This window comes from Promicromonospora vindobonensis (genome assembly GCF_042685865.1).
GTDB classification, from domain to species: Bacteria; Actinomycetota; Actinomycetes; order Actinomycetales; family Cellulomonadaceae; genus Promicromonospora; species Promicromonospora vindobonensis.
The window spans coordinates 2,215,237-2,235,806 of sequence record NZ_JBHUOG010000001.1; the positions used below are offsets into that span (position 1 = coordinate 2,215,237).

General features: G+C 71.1%; 20 protein-coding genes. 5 read left to right on the forward strand and 15 right to left on the reverse strand.

The window, feature by feature from the left end; genetic code table 11:
* Nucleotides 1–168: 168 nt before the first annotated feature.
* A complete protein-coding gene (locus ACFS27_RS10055; RefSeq protein ID WP_377183675.1) occupies nt 169–1,299 on the reverse strand; it encodes a VIT1/CCC1 transporter family protein in 1,131 nt (376 codons plus the stop codon).
* 231 nt (nt 1,300–1,530) lie between these two features.
* Between ACFS27_RS10055 and ACFS27_RS10060 the strand changes: the two genes are divergently transcribed.
* Nucleotides 1,531–2,133, forward strand: coding sequence for a ribonuclease H family protein (locus tag ACFS27_RS10060; protein WP_377182480.1), 603 nt, complete (start codon nt 1,531–1,533; stop codon nt 2,131–2,133).
* A 97-nt stretch (nt 2,134–2,230) separates the two neighbouring features.
* Here the strand turns inward: ACFS27_RS10060 and ACFS27_RS10065 are convergent, their stop codons facing one another.
* From ACFS27_RS10065 to ACFS27_RS10110, 10 genes are all read right to left on the reverse strand, one after another.
* Nucleotides 2,231–3,703, reverse strand: a complete 1,473-nt coding sequence (locus tag ACFS27_RS10065; protein WP_377182482.1) for a class-II fumarase/aspartase family protein — start codon at nt 3,701–3,703, stop codon at nt 2,231–2,233.
* A gap of 571 nt (nt 3,704–4,274) precedes the next feature.
* Nucleotides 4,275–4,415: a hypothetical protein gene (locus ACFS27_RS10070; RefSeq protein WP_377182484.1), complete on the reverse strand. Its 141-nt coding sequence runs from the start codon at nt 4,413–4,415 to the stop codon at nt 4,275–4,277.
* Nucleotides 4,416–4,578: 163 nt separating this feature from the next.
* Complete coding sequence (locus ACFS27_RS10075) at nt 4,579–5,649, reverse strand: branched-chain amino acid ABC transporter permease (protein ID WP_377182486.1); 1,071 nt, start codon at nt 5,647–5,649, stop codon at nt 4,579–4,581.
* Entirely contained in the window at nt 5,646–6,545 is a 900-nt protein-coding gene (locus ACFS27_RS10080; RefSeq protein WP_377182488.1) for a branched-chain amino acid ABC transporter permease, read from the reverse strand. Before ACFS27_RS10080 ends, ACFS27_RS10075 begins: the two co-directional genes overlap by 4 nt.
* A gap of 28 nt (nt 6,546–6,573) precedes the next feature.
* Nucleotides 6,574–7,287 carry an ABC transporter ATP-binding protein gene (locus tag ACFS27_RS10085; protein WP_377182490.1) on the reverse strand — a complete coding sequence of 238 codons (714 nt, stop codon included), beginning with the start codon at nt 7,285–7,287 and terminating at the stop codon, nt 6,574–6,576.
* Entirely contained in the window at nt 7,284–8,105 is an 822-nt protein-coding gene (locus ACFS27_RS10090; protein WP_377182492.1) for an ABC transporter ATP-binding protein, read from the reverse strand. The genes ACFS27_RS10085 and ACFS27_RS10090 overlap by 4 nt, the downstream gene beginning before the upstream one ends.
* Nucleotides 8,102–9,409, reverse strand: a complete 1,308-nt coding sequence (locus tag ACFS27_RS10095; protein WP_377182494.1) for an ABC transporter substrate-binding protein — start codon at nt 9,407–9,409, stop codon at nt 8,102–8,104. Before ACFS27_RS10095 ends, ACFS27_RS10090 begins: the two co-directional genes overlap by 4 nt.
* A 62-nt stretch (nt 9,410–9,471) precedes the next feature.
* Entirely contained in the window at nt 9,472–10,362 is an 891-nt protein-coding gene (locus tag ACFS27_RS10100) for an intradiol ring-cleavage dioxygenase (RefSeq protein ID WP_377182496.1), read from the reverse strand.
* A complete protein-coding gene (locus ACFS27_RS10105) occupies nt 10,355–12,202 on the reverse strand; it encodes an FAD-dependent oxidoreductase (RefSeq protein WP_377182498.1) in 1,848 nt (615 codons plus the stop codon). Before ACFS27_RS10105 ends, ACFS27_RS10100 begins: the two co-directional genes overlap by 8 nt.
* Before the next feature lie 64 nt (nt 12,203–12,266).
* The gene (locus ACFS27_RS10110) at nt 12,267–13,274 is read right to left on the reverse strand and encodes an AraC family transcriptional regulator (RefSeq protein ID WP_377182500.1); all 1,008 of its coding nucleotides are present in this window, start codon (nt 13,272–13,274) and stop codon (nt 12,267–12,269) included.
* A gap of 381 nt (nt 13,275–13,655) precedes the next feature.
* Between ACFS27_RS10110 and ACFS27_RS10115 the strand changes: the two genes are divergently transcribed.
* The 3 genes from ACFS27_RS10115 to ACFS27_RS10125 all read left to right on the forward strand — a co-directional run bounded on the left by ACFS27_RS10115 (nt 13,656) and on the right by ACFS27_RS10125 (nt 15,632).
* A complete protein-coding gene (locus tag ACFS27_RS10115) occupies nt 13,656–14,264 on the forward strand; it encodes a GrpB family protein (protein ID WP_377182502.1) in 609 nt (202 codons plus the stop codon).
* 108 nt (nt 14,265–14,372) lie between these two features.
* The gene (locus ACFS27_RS10120) at nt 14,373–15,107 is read left to right on the forward strand and encodes a histidine phosphatase family protein (RefSeq protein ID WP_377182504.1); all 735 of its coding nucleotides are present in this window, start codon (nt 14,373–14,375) and stop codon (nt 15,105–15,107) included.
* Between the two features lie 33 nt (nt 15,108–15,140).
* Nucleotides 15,141–15,632, forward strand: coding sequence for a PH domain-containing protein (locus tag ACFS27_RS10125; RefSeq protein WP_377182506.1), 492 nt, complete (start codon nt 15,141–15,143; stop codon nt 15,630–15,632).
* A 27-nt stretch (nt 15,633–15,659) separates the two neighbouring features.
* Here ACFS27_RS10125 and ACFS27_RS10130 read toward each other — a convergent pair whose 3' ends face one another.
* Complete coding sequence (locus tag ACFS27_RS10130; protein ID WP_377182508.1) at nt 15,660–16,457, reverse strand: MerR family transcriptional regulator; 798 nt, start codon at nt 16,455–16,457, stop codon at nt 15,660–15,662.
* Nucleotides 16,458–16,499: 42 nt separating this feature from the next.
* Between ACFS27_RS10130 and ACFS27_RS10135 the strand changes: the two genes are divergently transcribed.
* Nucleotides 16,500–16,967 carry a DUF6194 family protein gene (locus tag ACFS27_RS10135; RefSeq protein WP_377182510.1) on the forward strand — a complete coding sequence of 156 codons (468 nt, stop codon included), beginning with the start codon at nt 16,500–16,502 and terminating at the stop codon, nt 16,965–16,967.
* Between the two features lie 78 nt (nt 16,968–17,045).
* Here ACFS27_RS10135 and ACFS27_RS10140 read toward each other — a convergent pair whose 3' ends face one another.
* The 3 genes from ACFS27_RS10140 to ACFS27_RS10150 all read right to left on the reverse strand — a co-directional run bounded on the left by ACFS27_RS10140 (nt 17,046) and on the right by ACFS27_RS10150 (nt 20,512).
* Nucleotides 17,046–17,717, reverse strand: coding sequence for an MOSC domain-containing protein (locus tag ACFS27_RS10140; RefSeq protein WP_377182512.1), 672 nt, complete (start codon nt 17,715–17,717; stop codon nt 17,046–17,048).
* A 98-nt stretch (nt 17,718–17,815) separates the two neighbouring features.
* Entirely contained in the window at nt 17,816–19,033 is a 1,218-nt protein-coding gene (locus ACFS27_RS10145) for a metallophosphoesterase family protein (protein ID WP_377182514.1), read from the reverse strand.
* 75 nt (nt 19,034–19,108) lie between these two features.
* Nucleotides 19,109–20,512, reverse strand: a complete 1,404-nt coding sequence (locus tag ACFS27_RS10150; protein WP_377182516.1) for an amino acid permease — start codon at nt 20,510–20,512, stop codon at nt 19,109–19,111.
* Nucleotides 20,513–20,570 lie beyond the last annotated feature (58 nt).

Here is a 20,570-nt window from a genome sequence, read left to right on the forward strand (position 1 = left end):
TCTGCTCGTGGTTCCAGAGTTCGGCAACCGCACACCTGCGGTTTGCGGATCGCGAATTTTGTGCTCAGGAACCGCGACATGTCGGAAGACATACGTTATCTCGCCCATCTCGGGCCAATTGGCGCTACCGCCGTGTGGCTCACGAGTCTGTGGGTGAACTCTCCGGGGTCAGGCGACCGTCGCCCCGAAGACGAGACCTAGCACGTAGGTGACGCCCGCCGCCCCGAGACCGATGGCGATCTGACGCAGCGCCCGGGTGAGCGGCGAGGTCCCGGACAGCAGGCCGACGACGGCACCCGTCACCAGCAGCGCGAGCCCGACGAGAGCGGTCGCGACGATCACCGCTGCGAGCCCGTCGAGGCCGAACAGGTAGGGCAGCACGGGAACCACGGCGCCAGAGGCGAAGAAGCAGAAGGACGAGATCGCAGCGCCCCAGGCGGTCCCGTGCGACTCCAGATCGTCCACCTCGGTCGCGCCCTCCGCGGCGCGGTCCTTGGCCGGCGCCTCCTGCATCCGCAGGAGCGGGCCCTGGTGCTCGACGGGCGTGACCGCGAGCCGGGCGAGCACCGCGTCGGCGTGCGCCGTGGCGTCCTCGACGCTCATCCCCCTGGCTCGGTACACGAGCGCGAGCTCGTTCGCGTCGACGTCCAGGTGCGGCAGTGCCGCACCGGCCGCCGGCGACGGCGACGATGCCTCGAGCAGCTCGCGCTGCGACCGCACCGACACGAACTCCCCCGCGCCCATCGAGAGGGCTCCCGCGAGGAGGCCCGCGAGCCCGGACAGCAGCACCGTGCTCGTCGCGACGCCGGAGGCCCCGATACCGAGCACGAGGGCGAGGTTCGACACCAGCCCGTCGTTCGCACCGAACACCGCGGCACGGAAGGTGCCGGACAGCCGGTTCCGGCCCCTCGTGGCCAGAGCGCGCACCACCTCTTCGTGGATCTGCTCGTCGGCTGCCATGGCCACCGTTGCGTCGGCGTCGTGCGCGTAGGACGACCTGGCCTCGGCACGCTGGGCCAGCGCCAGCACGAAGACCCCGCCGAAGCGGCGGGCGAGGAATCCGAGCGCCCGAGTACGGAGATCGCCGCGCACGGGCGCGCCGACGTCGGGGCCCAGGAGATCGAGCCAGTGTGACTCGTGCCTCTTTTCCGCGCGCGCGAGCGCGAGCAGGATCTCGCGCTCCTCACCGGAACGCCGGCCGGCCAGGTCGCGGTAGACCGCCGCCTCTGCCCGCTCGTCCGCGAGCAGCCGACGCCACCGCCGGATGTCGGCACGCGTCCGACGGCGGGCCGGGTGCAGCTCCTGCGCGCGCTCGGCGGGCGTCGGGGTGCGGTCGGACGGACGTCGGGCCGGGTCGGACGGCGAGTCGGCGGGTAGCTGAGGCACTACGCCATCATGCCCACGGATCGAGGGGCGTGGGTTTCGTGGCTCCAGGGCTCGAGGTTCGACCCGCCGAACTCTCTGCCTCGCCACGTCCGAACGTGCCGTTCCCCGGCCTGCCGTACGGATTCTCGGGCAGAAGGATGCACAATGGACGCCGTGATCATCGTCAGCACGCACGGGTCGGCCGCACCCGGCGGCGCGATCGGATGGGCGTGGATCAACCACGCGGGTGGCCAGTTCGACTCGGGCGGCGCTGCCAGGGGAAACGACCAGGTGGCCGCGCTCTCGGCGTTGTTGCGCGCGATCGAGGCCCACCCCGGTGACGAGCCCCTGCTCGTCGAGTCCGGCTCGCAGTACGCCATCCGGTCTGTGTCCGAGTGGTCCGACGGATGGAAGCGCAACGGCTGGCGTTCCCCGTCCGGCGACCCGGTGCCGAACCTCGACCTGGTACAGAGCATCGACCGCGCCGTAGCGGAACGCACCGGCCCGGTCCGGTTCCACTGGGTCCGGGGGCACGTGGGCAACCCGTACAACGAGCGGGTCGACCAGCTCGCCGGTTTCGCCGCCGAGGAGTGGGACGCGGGACGCGGCGGCGTCGGCGAGATGCTGGTCCCCGACGCCGGGATGATCCCCGACGCCGAGCTGCGCGGCAGCGTCCTCGTCACCGGACCGCGTGAGCCCGAGGCTCCCAAGCCCGTCCCGGCACCGGCCGTCGCCGGTGCGACGTGGGAGTCCGGAACCCTCTTCTGACGCCGGCTCCACGGGGCGCACGGCGAGCGCGCCGGGACCCAGGCAGGTCTGATACTCCGGCGGGCCCGGGGCTCGGGCCCCGCCGGAGCATGACCAGCTAGAGGCCGAGGAGCAGCAGCTCGTCCGCGGTGCGTGCATCCGACGCGACGCGACCGGCGGTGACCGGGTCCGCGTCGTCGACGTCGTCGTCCTTCGTCGCGGTCTCCCGCACGAAGAGCGGGACCGGCTGCGCCGTGCGGGCGCTGAACTCGAGCCGGTCGGCGACGGCGCGTGCGTGCTGCGCCATCTCGTGCGCGATGGTGATGCTCTCGCCCAGGTACGCGCTCGGGTCGATCAGACGGCGGATCTCGTCGCGGTCGAAGTAGGCGCTGACCGTCGTGTTCCGCACCAGCAGGTCGAGGAACCGCTCGTCGCCGACCGCCGACTCCTGCGCCACCTCGTAGACGACCTCGTGCGCCTTCTGGCGCCCGATGCGCTCGCCCAGCTCCATCATGAGCGACTCCGAGCCGATGAGCCCCTCGCTCAGCGCCAGGTTGCCGCGCATCCGCTGCTCGTCCAGCTCCAGGCCGTCGAGGATGACGTCGAGCCGGGTCAGGATGTCGCCGCCGAGCACGGTGGCGCGCTTGACCGTCTCCTCCAGGAGGTCGGTCATGCCGCCGTTCGCCTCGTGGTCGTGCTGCATCGACTCGAGTGCGGGCGCCGCGAGCGCGCGGAGCTGGGCGCTCATCGACAGGAGGTCGAGGGCGAGCTGCGGGTTGCGCTTGTGCGGCATGGTCGAGCTGCCGACGGTCCCGTCCGGGATGGGCTCGAACGCCTCGCCGAACTCCGGCTGCATCATCGAGTAGATGTCCTTGCCGATCTTGCCCGCCGTCCCGGCGACCTGGCCGAGGACGAGCACGAGCTCGACGATGCCGTCGTTGATCGCACGCGACGGGACCGGCATGGTGCCCAGCCCGAGGTGGTTGGCGACCCGGCGCTCGACCTCGCGCCCGGCGGGGCCGAACGACGCGAACGTACCGACCGCGCCGCCCATGAGCACCCGGAACAGCCGGTCCTCGAGGCGTTCGAGCCGGTCCGTGTGCGCCGTGAGCTCGTCGATCCAGACCGCAACCTTGAAGCCGAACGTGATCGGGACCGCGTGCTGGCTGTGCGTGCGGCCCGCCATCGGCACCGCGGCGGAGGCCTCCGCCTGCTTCGACATACCGCGCAGAACCTTGGCGAGCAGGTCCTTGACGGCGCGGTGCGCGTCCCGCAGCACCAGCACGTCCGCCGTCTGCGTGATGTTCTGCGTGGTAGCGCCCCAGTGCACCCAGCCGCCGTGCTCACGCCCGACCACGCGGGCGAACTCCTCGATGAGCGGCATCAGGGGGTGGCTCGCCGACACCGTCTCGGCCGCCACCCTGACGAGGTCCAGCTTCTCGATCTGCGCCGCCTGAGCGATGGCCTCGCCTGCCGGTTCCGGGATCAGCCCGACCTCGGCCTCGGCCAGGGCGAGCGCGGCCTCGACGTCGAGCCTCGCCTGGAATCGGTTCTCGACGCTGAAGAGGTGCGCGATCCCGGCGTCGGGCACGCGTCCGTCAGTAAAGTGTCGAATCGATTCGCTGTGCATTGCTGGGTTCCCCACTCAGTTTTGTCGTCGTACGTGACCGGACGTGCTCTGACAGACCAGTCCCTGGTGCGGGGTCGACCTGCCGCGGGCTCCTTGCTCCACCTGGCACCGGCCGCCGCGGGGCCTTGCCCGCCTGCCTGCCGTGCTGAACGCGCTGTGCCAACTGCTCGATGCACAGACCTGCTGGTCCGAATTGTGGAAGAAGCCGCGTCGTCCAGGTTAGCGGAACTGTTTCGGGAATGTAACGCCGGTGACGTCCGTCACACGATCACGCACCGGCAGGGCATCTCTGACCTGCTGCTCCGCACCAGAAGGTCGCAGGCGGGTGAACTTCAACCGTACCGATCACGTCTCGGATGGTGGACGCCCGGGCCGAACGGCTCGGCACGCCTGGGCCGATTGACTGGGCCGATTGACTGGGCCGATTGACTGGGCCGATTGACGCAGAGAGCCCGACCCGCACGTGCCGTTGGGGCGTGCGGGCCGGGCCCTCTGTCGAGGTACGAGCCGTTCGGCGCGAGCGCCGTGCGAGTCAGCCCGCGGCGGCCTCGTCGGCCGGCGCTTCGCTTTCCTCGTGTTGGGACACATAGGTGTCGGCAACGCTCCGATGCAGGAGCGTGGTCCGGCGAGGGTTGGCGATGGAGTGGTACTGGGCGTCGTTGGCGTCCGTCATGGTCCTCCTCCGGTGCAGGCGTACGGGCTACGGTGCACGTGGTTCACCGCTGATGTGCGGATCAACTATTTTCGTTGATACCGAGTCGCGCCGTCGACTGAAGAAGCTGTGATATGAGCCTCACCGCACCGTCAGAACTTTGTTGTGAGCGCGATCGTTGCGGCTACCTGCCCGTTTTAGGCGCAACGATCGCGCCCACAGCAAGGCGGCGGACGTGGTGGGTGGTGGGGAAGACCTGGTAGCGGGCCGCCAGCAGGCCCCAGAGGCCGCCGGGTGCGAGGAGCACCACTGCCACCGCCACCGCCCCCAGCACCACCAGGTACCAGGTGCCGAGCGGCGCGAGGGCCTGCTGGAGGACCCAGTACAGGACCGCCCCGACGATCGGGCCCTCGATGGTCCCGATCCCGCCGACCACCACGATGAAGATCATGGCGGCGGTCCAGTTCACGGAGTAGATCGACCCCGGGGTCACGCCGAGCGTGCTGAGGGCGATCAGTGCGCCCGCGAGCGCGGCGCCGGCCGACCCTGCCACGTAGACGAGGCGGCGTCCGCGGTCCACGGCCACGCCGAGACTGCTCGCGGCGACTCGGTCGTCGCGGATCGCCGTGAGCCCGAGTCCCACGCGGGAGCGCATGAGGAGGTAGGTCCCGAGCACGACAGCGACCATGAGCGCCAGCGCGAACCAGTAGACGAAGGCAACGCGCTCCACCCGGTCGGTGCCGCGGAACGCGCTCAGGGACAGTCCCGCCCCGCCACCCAACCCGTCGATCTGCATCGTGACCAGGCGGAACACCTCTGCCACCACCCAGGTCCCTATGGCGAAGTACCCGCCGGCCAGGCGGAACACGAGGTAGCTCGTCGGCAGGGCGATCGCGGCGCCGACCAGGCCGGCGGCCAGGACGGCGGCCCAGGGCGGGGCGCCGACGGCGTCGGCGAGCTGGATCAGGGCGTACCCGCCCACGCCGACGTAGGCCTGCTGGCCGACGCTCACCATGCCGCCGTACCCGGCGAGCAGGTTCCAGGTGGTACCGAGTATCACGAGGGCGAAGAGCATCACCAGGCTCGACAACGCGCCGAGGGTCACCGCGTAGGGCACGACGGCGGCGAGCAGCACGACCACGAGCAGCATGGCCCCGCCGCCGACCCAAGATCCGCGCCCGCCCCGCGTGACGGTGAGGCCTGGGGCCGCCAGGGCCGTCGGCGAAGTGCTGGGTTCTGCGGCTGGGCCGGTCATGCCGGCACCCTCCTCGGCATCAGGCCGCCCGGCCGGACCACCAGGACGGCAAGAAAGACGAGGTGCCCTGCGAGCACCCCGGACTGCGGATCGATCTGCGCTCCGATCGTCTGGGCCAGACCAAGGACGACACCACCAGCGAGCGTGCCCCACAGGGAACCGAGCCCGCCGATGATCACGGCCTCGAACGCGAACAGCAGCACGAGGTCCCCGTAGCCCGGCGAGAACTGCGTGCTCATCCCGACGAACACCCCCGCAAGTGCCAGGGTCGCGAACGCGAGAGCCGTCGCGACGGCGTACATGTGCTTCGGGTCGACGCCCATCATGGCGGCGGCCCCCGCGTCGTCGGCGACGGCGCGCATGGCGCGGCCCGTCGTGGTCCGTGCGAGGAAGAGCTGGACCGCCGCGATGACCGTCACCGCCACCGCCAGGGTGATGAGCGGCAGCACGCCGACCGAGAGGTCACCGAGCGGCAGACCTGCCGAGGCGAGCCCGCCCGTGGGGATCTTGCGGGTGTCCGCGCTGAAGACCACCTGGAGCAGGTTGGTGAGGGCGACGGCGACGCCGAACGAGACGAGGAGCGGCGCGAGCTCGCCCGCGCCGCGCGCGCCGCCGTGGGCGCGCCCGCCGATCTGCGCGAGGGCCGGGTTGAACAGACCGCGCTGCACCGCGTAGCCGAGGGCCGCGAACACCGGCACCACCACGACGATCGAGAGCCAGAGCGGCAGTCCCCGCTGCACCAGGACCAGCGAGAGGTACGCGGCCAGCACCGCGAGCACGCCGTGCGCAAGGTTGACGATGCGCATCACGCCGAAGATCAGCGACAGCCCGCAGGCCAGGAGGGCGTACTGCCCACCGAGCAGCACGCCCTGCACGCCGGCGTTGAGCCAGTCCATCAGGCCTCCGTGAGTTCTCGCTCTGGTTCTAGCTCGGCGGGGTGGTGATGCCGAAGTAGGCGTCCGCAACGGTGTTCCGGTCCAGGCCGGCCGCCGGGGCCTCCAGCACCGTCCGGCCGCCGAGCAGGCACTGGACCCGGTCGGCCACCCGTAGCGCCTGGTCCAGGTCCTGCTCGACGACCAGCGCGGTGGTGCCCTCCGCCGTGATGCGCCGCACGGCGTCGTAGAGCTGTGCCACCACGGTCGGCGCGAGCCCGAGCGACACCTCGTCGAGCAGCAGCACCCGCGGGTTCGTCAGAAGCGCCCGGCCGATCGCCACCGCCTGCTGCTGCCCACCGGACAGGACGCCGCCTCGCCGGTCCTTCATCTCCGCCACCAGCGGGAACAGGTCGTAGACCGCACGCAGGTCCCACGGTCCGCCGCGCTTCGGGAAGCGGCCCATGAGCAGGTTCTCCTCGACGGTGAGCGACCCGAAGATGCGCCGCCCCTCCGGGACGAGCGCTATCCCACGCCGCACCCGCCGGTGCGCGGGCAGCCGCGTGACGGGGTCACCGTCGAGCAGCACCGTGCCCGACGTCGGCAGGTGGGTACCTGCGAGCGCCGCCAGCAGCGTGGACTTGCCGGCGCCGTTGGCGCCGAGCACGGCGAGGGTCTCCCCCTCGGTGAGCGAGAGGTCCACACCGTCGACGGCCGTCAGGTCGCCGTAGCGGACCTCGAGGGTGGCCCCCTCGAGGACGCTCATGCCGTCTCCCCTGCGGGCCTGTCCGCCGGGTCGTGCACCGGGTCGTGCACCGGGTCCTGAGCCAGGTCCTGCACCGCGTCGACGGTCGAGCCGAGGTAGACCTCGACGACCTCGGGGCTGCGGATCACGTCGTGCGGGTCGCCCTGTGCGACCACCTCGCCGCCGGCGAGGCACATCAGCCGGTCGACGACGTCGAGCAGGGCGTGCAGCACGTGCTCGATCCAGACCACGGCTACGCCGTCGTCCCGGAGGCGACGGACCAGCTGCACCACCTGGGGCAGCTCGCCGTCGGTGAGCCCACCGGCGATCTCGTCGAGCAGGAGCAGGCGCGGGCCGGTCGCCAGAGCCCTGGCCACCTCGAGCCGTTTGCGGTCCAGCAGGCGCAGGCTGCCCGACGGCGTGTTGGCCACGTCGGTCATGCCGGTCACCTCGAGCGCGTGCCAGGCCTGGGCGCGTGCATCGCCTGCCGGTCCGGAGCCGACGTGCCGCTGCCCCGCGAACGACGCCCCGACCAGCACGTTCTCGTACACGGTGAGGCCGCTGAAGGGCCGGGGCACCTGGTAGGACCGTGCGATGCCCCGGTCGGCGCGGGCGGCGGCGGCGAGCCGGGTGACGTCCCGGCCGTCGAGCACCACGGTCCCTGCGTCGGCCCGCTGGGTACCTGCGACGATGTCGAGCAGCGTGGTCTTGCCGGCGCCGTTCGGGCCGACGAGGCCCAGCGCCTCGCCGGCCGCGACCTCGAACGACACGTCGCGGGCCGTGACGACGTGCCCGAAGCGCTTGGCGACACCGGTCACCCGCAGCACGGTGTCGCTCACCGGAGCGGCTCGACCTCTCCGCCCGTCGGGATCTCCGGGGCGAGCTCGTTCGAGACCACCACGAGCTCGTAGGGGTTCTCGTCCTCGCCCGTCCCCTCGTCCAGGCGCCACTGGCCGCCGACCAGCGGGGTCTTCGCGACGTACGGCGGGACGCTGTCGTCGACGCCCCAGGCGACGTCGCCGACCACGGTGGACACCTCGAGCGTCGAGAGCGCCTCGGTGATGGCTTCCGGCTCGGTGGAGCCTGCTTCCTCCACGGCGGCGACCGTGATCTCGAACAGCGCCTCGGCGAAGCCGAGCGGCTGGGTCCACTGCTTGCCCGTGTCCGCCTCGTACTGGTCGGCCAGCTCCTGCGCGGTCTGGCCCGTCAGCGACGACGTGAACGGCGCGGTCGGGTGCCACCACACCTCGGAGGTGAGGCCGTCTCCCGCGTTGCCGAGGGCCTCGACCGCCGACGGGAACAGCAGCGCCTTGCCGATCGTCGCGACCTTCGGCTGGTAGCCCTGCTGCCCGGCCTGCTGCCAGAACGTGGTGAAGTCCGGCGGGATCGGCACACCGACCAGGATGTCGCGGTCCTTGAACGCGGAGAGCTGCGCCGAGAAGTCCTGGGTGCCGTTGGGGTACAGACCAGGGTCGTCGATGGTGACGCCGGTGTCCGCGGTGAGCGCGGGGAAGTTGGCGCTCCACGCCTGGCCGTCCGGATCGTTCGGGAAGAGGCCTGCGGCCTTCTGGTTCGTGTCGACCTGGCCCCACATGTCCGCGTACACCGCGGACACGTCCTCAAGGCCCCAGAACGCGTGATAGCTGTACTTCAGGTCGGCGGGCTCGTCACCCTCCCGGATGGCGAAGGGCTGCCACGGCGCGACCGTCGAGATGCACGGGACCGAGTTCGCCTCGCACTGCTCCGAGACGGGGTTGGTGATGTCCGGCGTCGAGGAGGTCAGCACCAGGTCGACGCCGTCGCTGTTGATCAGCTCGGCCGCCACCTCGCCAGCACGGGCCGAGCTCGACTGCGAGTCCTTCGCGATGATCTCGACTGTGTGCTCGGTGCCGTCGATGGTCACCGGGTTCCCGGCGAACCACTGCTCCATCGCCTCGATCACGTAGGTGTTGGCCTCGCCGAACAGCGCCGACGGGCCGGTCTCCGTCGACACGAAGCCGATCTTGAGCACGTCGTCGTCCCCGCCTCCGCCGACCGGGCCGCCACCGACCTCACCGCAGCCCGCGAGGGCTCCGGTGAGCGCTGCCGTCGACACCCAGGCCGCTGCCGCCCGCACGTTCAGGCTTCGTCCGTTACGAACCATCGTCGTCACTCCATAGTCTGTGGTCGAGCCTGTTGTCCGCTGTGCCTTGCAGGTAGCGCTGGTCAGCCGGCCGGGGCCAGCACGATGTCGAACCGGGTGCGCGACCACGTGCCCTCGACCGCACGGCCGTCCGGTGTGGGTGCGCCCGCCGGCAGCTCCTCGAAGTCCATGACGAGCGACTCCTTGACCCCGAACACCGAGTCCGAGCCGAGCAGCTCGTCACCGCGCACGAAGATGTGGGTCACCAGGGCCCGGAGCCCCGGCGCCGTCACCATGAAGTGCAGGTGTGCCGCACGCAGCGGCGAGCGCCCTGACGCGGCGAGGAGCGCACCGACCGGGCCGTCGTGCGGGATCGGGTACGGCGTCGGCGTGATGCCCCAGAACCGGTAGCCGCCGTCGGCGTCCGAGAAGAGGTGCGCGCGGCCGGCGGTGCGGTCGTCGCCGTACTGGACGTCGTAGAAGCCGTCCTCGTCGGCCTCCCACACCTCGATCCGGGCACCTTCGACCGGGTTGCCCGCTGTGTCGGTGACCGTGCCCTCGACCCAGCACGGCTGGCCGGTGGCCCCGCCTGCGATGTCCCCGCCGTTCTCGACGCGGGGGGCGTCGTCCACGAAGAACGGGCCGAACACCGTGGCCTCCGTGGCGTTCGCGTGGGCCTCGTTGTTGATCGCGATGGTCTGCATGGAAGCGCCGAGCACGTCGGACAGCAGGATGAACTCCTGCCGCTTGTCGTCGGTGAGGTGACCGGCGGCCGTCAGGAACTCGATGCCCTTGTGCCACTCGTCCTCGGTGAGGCGCACCTCGCGCAGGAACGCGTGCAGGTGCCGGGTCAGGGCCTGCAGGACGGTGCGCAGCCGCTCGTCGTCGGCGCCGTCGAACGATGCGGCCACCCGGTCGGTGAGCTCCTGCTCACGGGCCGCCTGCTCCCGGGCCGCCTGCTCGCCGTCAGCCATCCTGCCCGCTCCGGCCGAGCACCGACCGCAGCGCATCGCCCAGCGCCCCTGCCGGGTCGTCGGCGAGCGTCTGCGCGCGCCACGCGACGTGCGAGTCCGGGCGGACCAGGATCGCGCCCGACTCCTCGACACCCCGGATCTTCGCCCAGTCGTAGTAGGTGTCGATGACCTCCCGGCCCGGACCGATGACCACTGCCTCGAGCCGCACGCCGACCTCCGCGGCGACCTTCGCCGCCGCGTCGGCCCATGCCTCGCCCGCGATCCCGGTGACCAGCGTGAACTGCCCGTACGGCGCGAGGTCGTGGGTCGAGCGCTTGTAGCCGGCGACGTCGGCCACCCACACGTGCGGGAACCGGGCGCCCGGAACCGTTGACTGCTTGTAGTAGAGCTCCGGATCCCGCTCGTCGACGGGCCTGGGCGACCCGTCGGGGACGACGGCCGCCGACTCGTAGAACTGGCCCATGTCCACGCCGTGCGCGTTGAACTCGTAGTTCTTCAGGTCCATGGCCTCGACGAGAGCCTTGCGCTTTGCCTCGCCCGCCGGGGTGTTCGCCTTGCGCTCGTCGATGGCGGCCTGCATCGCCTCGGGGGTCTCGGCGTCGAGCACCCCGAGCACCTCCATGAACCGGAACTCGCCGCCGGACTTGTTGGCCCGCAGCACGATCTGCTCGGCGATCGGCGCACGCTCGGTCGAGTAGGTGTCCAGCAGGGACGGCGCCGCCTGGCCGCCCAGGACCGCCGCGATCTTCCACGCCAGGTTGTACGAGTCCTGGACCGACGTGTTGGAACCCAGTCCGTTGCTCGGGGGGTGGCGGTGCACGGCGTCGCCGGTGCAGAAGACCCGGCCCTTCTGCAGGTGCGTCGCGTACATCTGGTTGTTGCCCCACAGCGAGTAGCCGGTGATCTCGACGTCCAGGTCGTCGACCCCGACGAGCTGCCGCACGATCTCGGCGGCAGCGTCGTCGTCGAGCTGCGGCGGCTCGCCGGTGATGTCGTAGCCCCAGACGATCAGCCACTCGTTCCACGGCCGGACCATGCGGACCAGGCCCGCGCCGATCCCACCGACGTCGGAGCCCGGCTGCAGCACCCAGTACAGGACCGACGGGCGGTGACCCACCAGGTGGGTGAGGTCGGCCTTGAACGTGATGTTCATGGAGCCGGCGATGTCCATCGCACCCTCGAACGGGAGGTCGAGGTCGGCGGCCACCTGCGAGCGGGCGCCGTCGCCGCCGATCAGGTACTTGGACCGGATCGTGTACCGGGTGCCGGTGACCCGGTCGAGCACGCGGGTGCTGACTCCGTCGTCGTCCTGGGTGTGGCTCAGGTACTCCGTGGAGAACCGCGACTGGGTGCCGCGCTGCGTGGCGTTCTTCACCAGGATCGGCTCGAGGTAGGTCTGCGGGATGTCCACCGTGAGCGACGGCGAGGCGAGCCGCGCGTCCGCCTCACGGGCCGGGTGCGTCTCCCAGGTGAGGATGCGGCCGATCTCCTCGCCCGCGATCGTCGTGCAGAACACGGTGTCGCCCACCAGCTCGTGCGGTGTGGCGTCGGCGAGCACCTGGTCCTCGATGCCCAGGTCCCGGAAGATCTCCATGGTCCGCTGGTTGGTGATGTGCGCGCGGGGCGTGTTCGCGGTCCAGCGGTACTTGGTGATCATGATGTTGCTGATCCCCAGGCTGGACAGGAACAGGGCGGCGGACGCGCCAGCGGGCCCGGAGCCGATGACCAGCACGTCGGTCTCGACGACGACGTCGGCGGCGGTCCCCGTGCTGGTCTCGGTGCCGGTGGCGGCGGTGCTGGGCAGTGCGGTCTCGGTCTGACCGTCGTCGAACTCAGGCATGCGCATAGCGTTCCGTGCCCGCTGACCTGGGGAAAGGGTGCACCACGAAAGTCGGCGGAAAGTCTCAAGCAGTGGCGGAGAACGCGTACCGGCGGGCCTCCGACGGCGACATCCCCGCCTGCTCCCGGAAGACGCGCGAGAACTGCGGAGCCGACGAGAACCCGCAGCGCAGACCGATGGTCTCGACACTCTGCTCGGCGTACGACGGCATGCGCAGCATGCGGCCCGCCAGCTCCACGCGGCACCGGGCGACGAACCGCGGCACGCTCGTGCCCCGCTCGGCGAACACCCGCGACAGCTGTCGCTCGCTCAGCCCGATGGCGTCGGCGATCCGACGCGCGGACAGCGTGGGATCGCGCAGCCACTGCCGCACGTACTGCTCGGCAGCGGCGAAGTGCGCGCCGGCAGCCTGCGCCCCTGCCGTAGCCGGCGCCACGGCAGCCGCGAGCAGATCGAGCGCGGCGCCCTCGTCGATCACGCCGTCGCCGTCAGGCCCCACGGCGCGCACGACCAGGGCGGCCAGGGCAGCCGCATAGCTGCTGGGGCCTGACGGGAGCCCCGCACCTGATCCTGCTCCTGCTCCCGGGCGCCCGAAGTCGATCACCCGCACGGTGCGGGGCATCGTGCCGCCGAGTGAACGGAACAGGTCGTAGGGGACCTTGACCGCCAGCTCTTCCAGGCCCTGGGAGAACGCCCGCAGGAACGGCCGGTCGGCATCGCACACGAGGAGCTGGCCGGGACGCAGCTTGCGGACGCCGCCGTCGTCGTAGAAGAACGCCTCGCCCCGGAGCGTGAAGTACAGCGCTACCGCTTCCGTCGGACGGGTCCGTACCGTCTCCGCCGTGCGCTCGACGGCGTGCGGGTTGGCCTCGACGTGCGCCAGGTGCAACTGGTCCAGCTGGAGGTTCGCCTCGGACGCCTCGAGCGTCGACTCGTCGAGCATGCGGCACTGCAGCGCCACCAGGGCATCGGCGTTGTGCTCCTCCCAACGCTCGATCCGCCGCGCTGGGGGCAGGCCGCGCGTGGAGAAGCGGTCGACGGCGCCACGCGACGCCGGTGTGGCACGGGTCACGCTGCTCAGCGTAGATGTAGCCATCGGCGCGCACCAGGATTCCGGGTGATCGACCGGCGTGTTGACCTGGCGTGTTTGGCCTGGTCAGAGGTGCTGCGCGGCTGACGCGGGCGCTGATTCCGGGAGGATGGATCCGGGCGCCTGGTGCCGGGAGTGAGGTGAACTCGATCGGAGGGTGCCAGGTCTGGTGAATTTCGTTCGGCCTGGTCACGCTTGATTCACCCTGGCTGAACTATTCAGCTCAGCACGCATGTGCGGTACAGGGCCGAACACAGTTCAGCCCACCCGGCGCCTACCGAAAGAGCTGTGCGTACCCCGCCAAGGCGTCCGCGCCTCACCCACGTTCAGCACGCAGACACAGAGGTCGTGAGGAGAAAGGCGATGCCATTTGACGATGAGGTCAGCGACGACGGAGTGCAGGTACACACCTACCGTGAGAGCTGGGCCGCGGATGGCGCCGCTCTCGCGGGCGCGCTGAATGAACTCGTTCCCACAGCAGCAGCAGTCGAGCACATCGGGTCAACGTCCATCCCCGGTATGGCCGCGAAGGACTGCCTGGACATGATGGTTCTGGTGCACGACCTCGGGGACGGCGGTGTAGCGCAAGCCCTCGGCAGCGCGGGTTACCGCCGACGTCCGGAACCGTGGAACAACGTAGAGCAGGCTTACGGGCGAGACTGGCCGAAGTTGGTCTTTGCGCCGCCGATTGGCGCCCGAACGGTGAATCTCCATGTGCGAGTTACGCCGAGCGGTCCCGAACGCCTTTCTCTGCTGTTCCGTGACCACCTTCGTGCGCGTCCCGACCGTGCAGCTGAATGGGCGCTGTTCAAACTGAAGGCGGCGGAGAGCGCGACTGACCTGGCTGCCTACGGACAGCTCAAGGCTCCGGCGTGGCGACTGCTGATGCAGCTGGCCGAGGCCTGGGCGACGGAAACCGAGTGGGCTCCGCGTAGCTACTCAGCCCGGCCCGCAAACCCGAGCCACAGGTGAAACCAGTTCGGTCACCCTGCGCCCACCACGACAGCACTCGGTGCCCCCCGAGATGTTCGCGCCGACCCGGAGGGTGCGGGCGACCGCAAGGCGCGGGATGCTCCACCTATGCCTGAGGAGACGATGCGCACGACCCAGCCCGGTTCACCCGCCGAATCGCAGACCGACCAGCACACCGGACCGCCGCCGACCGTCCTGAAGCCCTCGCGCGACCCGCAGCTCGTGCTCCTGCGGCACGGCGAGACCGAGTGGAGCGCGAGCGGGCAGCACACGGGCCGCACCGACCTTCCCCTCACGACGGCCGGCGAGGAACAGGCGAGGGTCGCAGGGGCGGCCCTCGCCGACTACGAGTTCCAGGCCGTCTACACGTCCCCGCTGCTCAGGGCCCGGCGGTCTGCGGAACTGGCCGGCTACCCCGACGCCGTCGTCGACGAGGACCTCGCCGAGTGGGACTACGGGCCGGTGGACGGGCGCACCTCTGCCGACGTCTCCAAGGAGCTCGGGCGGGAGTTCCTCATCTTCGACGACGGCGTGCGCATCCTGCCGCCGTCGGCCGAGCACGGAGGCGGACGGGAGGGCGAGACGCTGGACCAGGTCGCCGTGCGGGCGGCCCGTATGGTGGCACGGGCCGAGGAGACGCTCGCGGGCCGGACCGGGGCGGACGGCGGCGGGAACGTCCTGCTCGTCGCGCACGGCCACCTGCTGCGGGTGCTCGCCACCGTCTGGCTCGGCGTCGACCCGCGGCTCGGCTCCCGGTTCGAGCTGGGCACCGCCGCCGTCTGCCTGCTGGGCTACGGGCACAACCTGCGCACGATCGAAGGATGGAACCTGGCAGCACAGTAGATCCCGGTCACGCAGTAAGGCAGTATTCGCGGAATGAGGGAAGAGCACCTCGCCGACGGCGAGACCATCGTGATGCAGCTCCGCACCCACCCGAAGAAGGTCATCAAGCCGATCCTGGTGCTCGTGCTGCTGCTCGCGGTCCTCGCCGCGCTGTGGATCGTGCCGCTGCCCGTCGACGGGACCGTGCTCTGGTTCGCGACGCTCGTGCTCGTGGTGCTCGGCGTGGCCGCTGCGGCGGGACCATTCCTGCGCTGGCGCACGACGCGCTACATCATCACCAACCAGCGCGTCGCGCTGCGCACCGGTGTCCTGACGCAGAGCGGCCGGGACATCCCGCTCTACCGGATCAACAACGTCACCTTCGAGAAGCAGCTCAGCGACCGGTTCTGGGGCTGCGGCACCCTCGTGATCTCCGACGGGACGGACCAGCCGGGCATGGTGCTCGACGACGTGCCCGACGTCGAGGCGGTCCAGCGCGCCCTGCAGGACCTGGTGCGGCAGGGCAAGCAGCTCAGCGACGACTGACCGGGCGTACGCCGTCCAGCGAGTCGGCTACGCAGGCCCGTGCCCCCGGCCCGGAGAGTCCTCCAGGACCGCGGCCAGGTCGGCGCCCGCGCGCAGCAGTGCGATGGAGCGGGCGGCGATCTGGTCGAGCCGCCGGTCCAGGATCCGCCCGGTCTCGGCGATGCCGTCGGCGAGTCCGTCCGCGTCCACTGCACCACCGCGCAGGGTCGCGACGACGTCCCGCACGGCGGGGATGCCGTAGCCGCTGCTGCGCAGGGCCGCGACGATGCGCGCTTCCCGGATCGCCCCTGCCCCGTACCGGCGCGCGCGCAGGGTGGTCACCCGCTCCGGGACCGCCAGGCCCTCCTGCTCCCAGAACCGGAGCGTGGACGTGCGGACGCCGAGGGCTGCGGCGAGCTCGGTGATGGTCATGGCGTCGGCGTCGGCGTCGATGTCGGAGCGGGCCTCGCCGTGGATCGCGTGCAGCGCCTGACACGCCCTGAGTGCCTCGTCGCGCTCGCGCGCCAGCGCGACGTGCACTGCGGTGATCGCGGCTGCGGCGTCGGCGAGGTTCGTCGCCCCGGGCTCCTGCCTCGCAGTCGCGCTCGCGGCGAACAGCTCCGCGAGCAGACGGCGGGCCGCCACAGGCCCGGACGCGCTCGCGAGGCCTCGGTACGCGCGCAACGCCCGGACGTGCTTCGCCGCGTAGGTCCGGTAGCCGTTCGACGTGCGGACCGCCGGCGGGATCACGCCCAGCCGCTCCAGGTCGCGGACCTGCTGCACGGAGTACCCCGACTGCCGCGCCACGTCGGCCGTACGGAGCGGTGGTCCGCTCTCTCGCGTCATTCGCTCAACCCCACACAAGCACTTGAAGGTGATGCTTGAACCATGAGCACCGACCTGAGTATCGAACAGATCATCGGCACCGTGCAGCAGCTCGAGGGCTCGCTCGTCGTGGCGCCCGCCGTCGGCGACGCCGACTTTCCGGAGCTGGCCTGGGGCGACGCGTTCTTCTACTACGCGCCCGACGGCGAGATGCCCAGGACCGTGCAGCCCTACGGAACCATCGTCACGAAGGACTACCCCGATGACACGGACTCTGACCTCGACCCGGACGGGCGCTGGCGCGTGAACATCCATGTGGACCGCGGGACGTTCGGGGAGCTCACCGGGCTCGGAGGCGCCGCGGGCACCGTCGACCACGCGGCCGCCGACGTCGTGCTGCCGCACCCGGTCTACGGGACGGCCGGCTGGATCGCCGTCGTGCTGCCAGGGCCCAGGACCGCGGACACCGTGCTCCGGCTGCTGCGCGACGCCCACGACGCCGCACGCGCCAGGTTCGAACGTCGGCGCTGAGAGCGAGAACGGGGTTGTGTTCGAGGGCGCCCGCCCCGACGAGCACAACCCCGTTCTCGGCAGGTGTGGTCCCGCGGGTTAGCGGGCCGCCTGCTCGCTGCGGCGCAGCATGTCGACGCTCAACCGGATGTCGCCGACCGCGTGCGCGTCCAGCAGCCGCCGGGCCAGCTTCTCGAGCAGGTTCGGGTCGGACGGGCCCGTCTCTTCGACGCGGTAGCGCGCACCGAACCATTCGGCGACGGTCACCCCGTGCACCGGTGTCTGCACGACGTCGACGGTGTCGCCCGCGCCGATCTCGCCGTTCTCGATCACCCGCAGGTAGGCGCCCGTGCGGTTCGCCTGGGTGAACCGGCGCACCCAGCGCTGCTCGCCGAGCCGGCGGCCGAACGTCTGGCAGGGCACCCGTGGCTGCGTCACCTCGAGCAGCGCCGAGCCGACCTGCCAGCGCTCGCCGATCACCGCGCGGTTCACGTCCAGGCCACGGACGCGGAGGTTCTCGCCGAACAGACCGGGCGGGACCTCGCGGCCCAGCTCTGCGGACCAGAAGCCGGCGTCCTCCTGCGCATAGGCGTAGACCGCCTGGTCGGGACCGCCGTGGTTGGCGCGGTCCGCCTGCACGTCCGCGTACAGGCCGAGTGGGCGGACCTTGACGCGCCCCTCGACGGGGCGCTTGTCGATCGCGGTGACTCCTACGGTGCCGGCGTCGGGAAGCAGGACGTGGACGCGACAGACCGCGAGGAGTTCAGCCATGCGCACATTCTCTCATTTGCGCGTTATGCACTTTCGCGGGTCGGACGCACGGACCACCGGGGTGACACGTGCGCCCGACCCGTGGGTGGGCGCGTGGGTCACTTGCCCTTCGGGAGCGGCAGGGGCTCCATCCACTGGTCGTTCGCGGTGAGGTCGATGCCGAACTCGCCGGCGAACCGCATGCGCGTGCCGGTCAGCACGCCGTCGGCCGACTCGTCGAGGTCGTAGACCCTGGCGCCGCGCAGCCGGTTCCGTTCGGAGCCCGACAGACCGTAGGTACCGAACCCGGTGTTGCCCGCGTAACCGAGCAGCACGCCGTAGTAGTCACCCGAGTAGGTGTTCACGTGGTCATGGCCGCAGAACACGCCGCGCACGTCGCCTCGGTGCTGGATCGCCGAGAACATGCCCGAGTTGAACGGCCCGGGGCACTCCTCCTCGTTCCGCTCACCCTCGATGCGGTGCCGCGCCTTGCCGCGCTCGTGGTCGGCGTCGGTGCGGCCGTCGACCGAGCCGAACCACATGAAGCGGTACTCCCACAGCGGGATGTGGATGAACATCAGGGCCGGGACGACGTGCCCCGCCTTGCGCTCGACCTGCACCGACGTGTCGTAGTACCACTTGACCTGGTCCATGCGCAGCCAGTCCCACGTCGGGTAGCCCTCGAAGTCCTGGCCGGCCAGCTCCTCCGGGGCGTACCGCCCGGAGTCGAGCAGCCAGAGGTTGAACGCCGGCCGGCCGTTCGTCCCGTCGATCAGCAGGTTCGAGTTGCCCTGACCGGTCACCCCGCGCGCCGTCGGGCCGTTCACGTTGTAGCGGTAGGACCGGTAGAAGGCGAGCATGTCGGCCTCGTCCAGGCCGCTGTTGGGCGTCGAGTCCTCGTCGTGGTTGCCGAAGGTGATGGCCCACGGCACTGCCCGCTCCTCCATCGGCTGCACCACGTTGTTCATCGCCTGGTGCATCTCGAGCGGGGTGTCGCAGCCGCCGGTGATGTTGTCGCCGTTGAGGATCACGAGGTCGGGGCGCTCGTCGTCGAGCACCGCCCGCATCAGCTCGAGGGTGCGGCGGTCGACCTTCTCGTCGTCCTGCGTGTCGTTGAACTGGACGATCTTGAACTTTCCGTCCCGCCCGAACCGCAGCGAGCGCTGCGGGTGCCGGGTGAGCTGGGTGGCCCCGGCCGGTGCCGCGGCCGCCACCGTCGCGGCGCCCGCCGCGCCGAGGCTGCTCAGGGACAGGAACGTCCGGCGGTCGACGGCGGACGTCCCGCTCCCGGCCGGGTTGGTCTCGCTCGGCAGGTCGCCGGCTGTCTTCTCACTCATGCCCACGACGATCGGAGGCCCGGCTGGCGGCGGCCCGACCGGAGGATGGCCCCCCGGTGACGGTCTGCTGAACGGCTACCGCTGCGCGCCCGCACCGGGCCCGGCGGGCGTCCGCCGCAGCGCCCTCGCGACGGCGTAGACCGCCAGGATCACGACGACCAGACCGGCGGTCGCGGCGATCTGCGACCGGGCGGCGGCGTCGGACAGCATGAGGCCCACCACGGCCAGGAGCGCCACCAGCGTGACCCACGAGAGCCACGGATAGCCCCAGGCCCGCAGCCGCAACTTCTCGCCGCGCTCGGCGGCCTCGGCCTCCAGCCGGGGCCGCAGCCGCAGCTGCGAGACGACGACGAGGATCCACACCACGAGCAGCGCCGAGCCGACGGCGTTGAGCAGCACCCCGAGCAGCGACTCGGGCAGCAGGTAGTTCAGCAGCACCGCGACAACGCCGAAGAACACCGAGACCAGCACCGCCACCCACGGCACCTCCCGGCGCGAGACCCGGGTCGCGAGCGCCGGCGCGTCACCGCGGCCGCCGAGGGAGAACAGCATGCGGGAGGTCGCGTAGACGTTGGCGTTGAAGGCGCTCAGCAGCGCGAGTACCACGACGACCTCCATGAGCCGGGCCGCGCCGTCGAAGCCCGCCATCTGCAGCACGGACACGAACGGCGACTCGAGGCGGGCGGCGTCGGTCCAGGGGATCAGCGCGACCATGATGGCGACGGAGCCCACGTAGAAGAACAGGATGCGCCAGAGGATGGTGCGGGTGGCCGTCGCGACCGCCGACCGCGGGTCGCGCGCCTCGGCCGCCGCGATCGTGACGATCTCGATGCCGCCGAAGGCGAACACGACGGTGAGCAGGCCTGCCGCGATACCGGGCAGGCCTGCCGGTGCGAAGCCACCGTTCGCCGCCCAGTCCCCCAGGACGCTCCCGGCCACGGGCACGACGCCGATCACGATGAACAGGCCCAGCACCAGGAACCCGACGATCGCAGCGACCTTGATGGTTGCGAACCAGAACTCGGCCTCGCCGAACTGGCGTACGCCCACCAGGTTGATCGCGCCGAACACCGCGACGATGACGGCCGCGACGGCCCACTGGGGCACCTCTGGCCACCAGCCGTGCACGATCCCCGCCACGCCGGTCACCTCGACGCCGAGCACCATCACGATGGTGAACCAGTAGAGCCAGCCCAGCAGGAACCCGGCCCAGCGGCCCAGCGCCGCCTCCGCGTACACGGAGAAGGACCCGCTCGACGGCAGCGCCGAGGCCATCTCCGCAAGCATCCGCATGACGAGCACGACGATCGCGCCGGCGATCGCGTAGCTGAGGAGAACCGCTGGTCCCGCCGCGGCGATGCCGAGTCCGGAGCCGAGGAACAGCCCGGCTCCGATGGCGGAACCCAGGCCCATCATCGTCAGGTGCCGGGGGCGTAGTCCGTGGGCCAGCTGCTGGCTCAGGTCGTCGGTGGTGCTCACGACCGACCACGGTAACCCGAGCCGGGGGCTGCCCGACCACAGCGGATGTGAGTGCGGC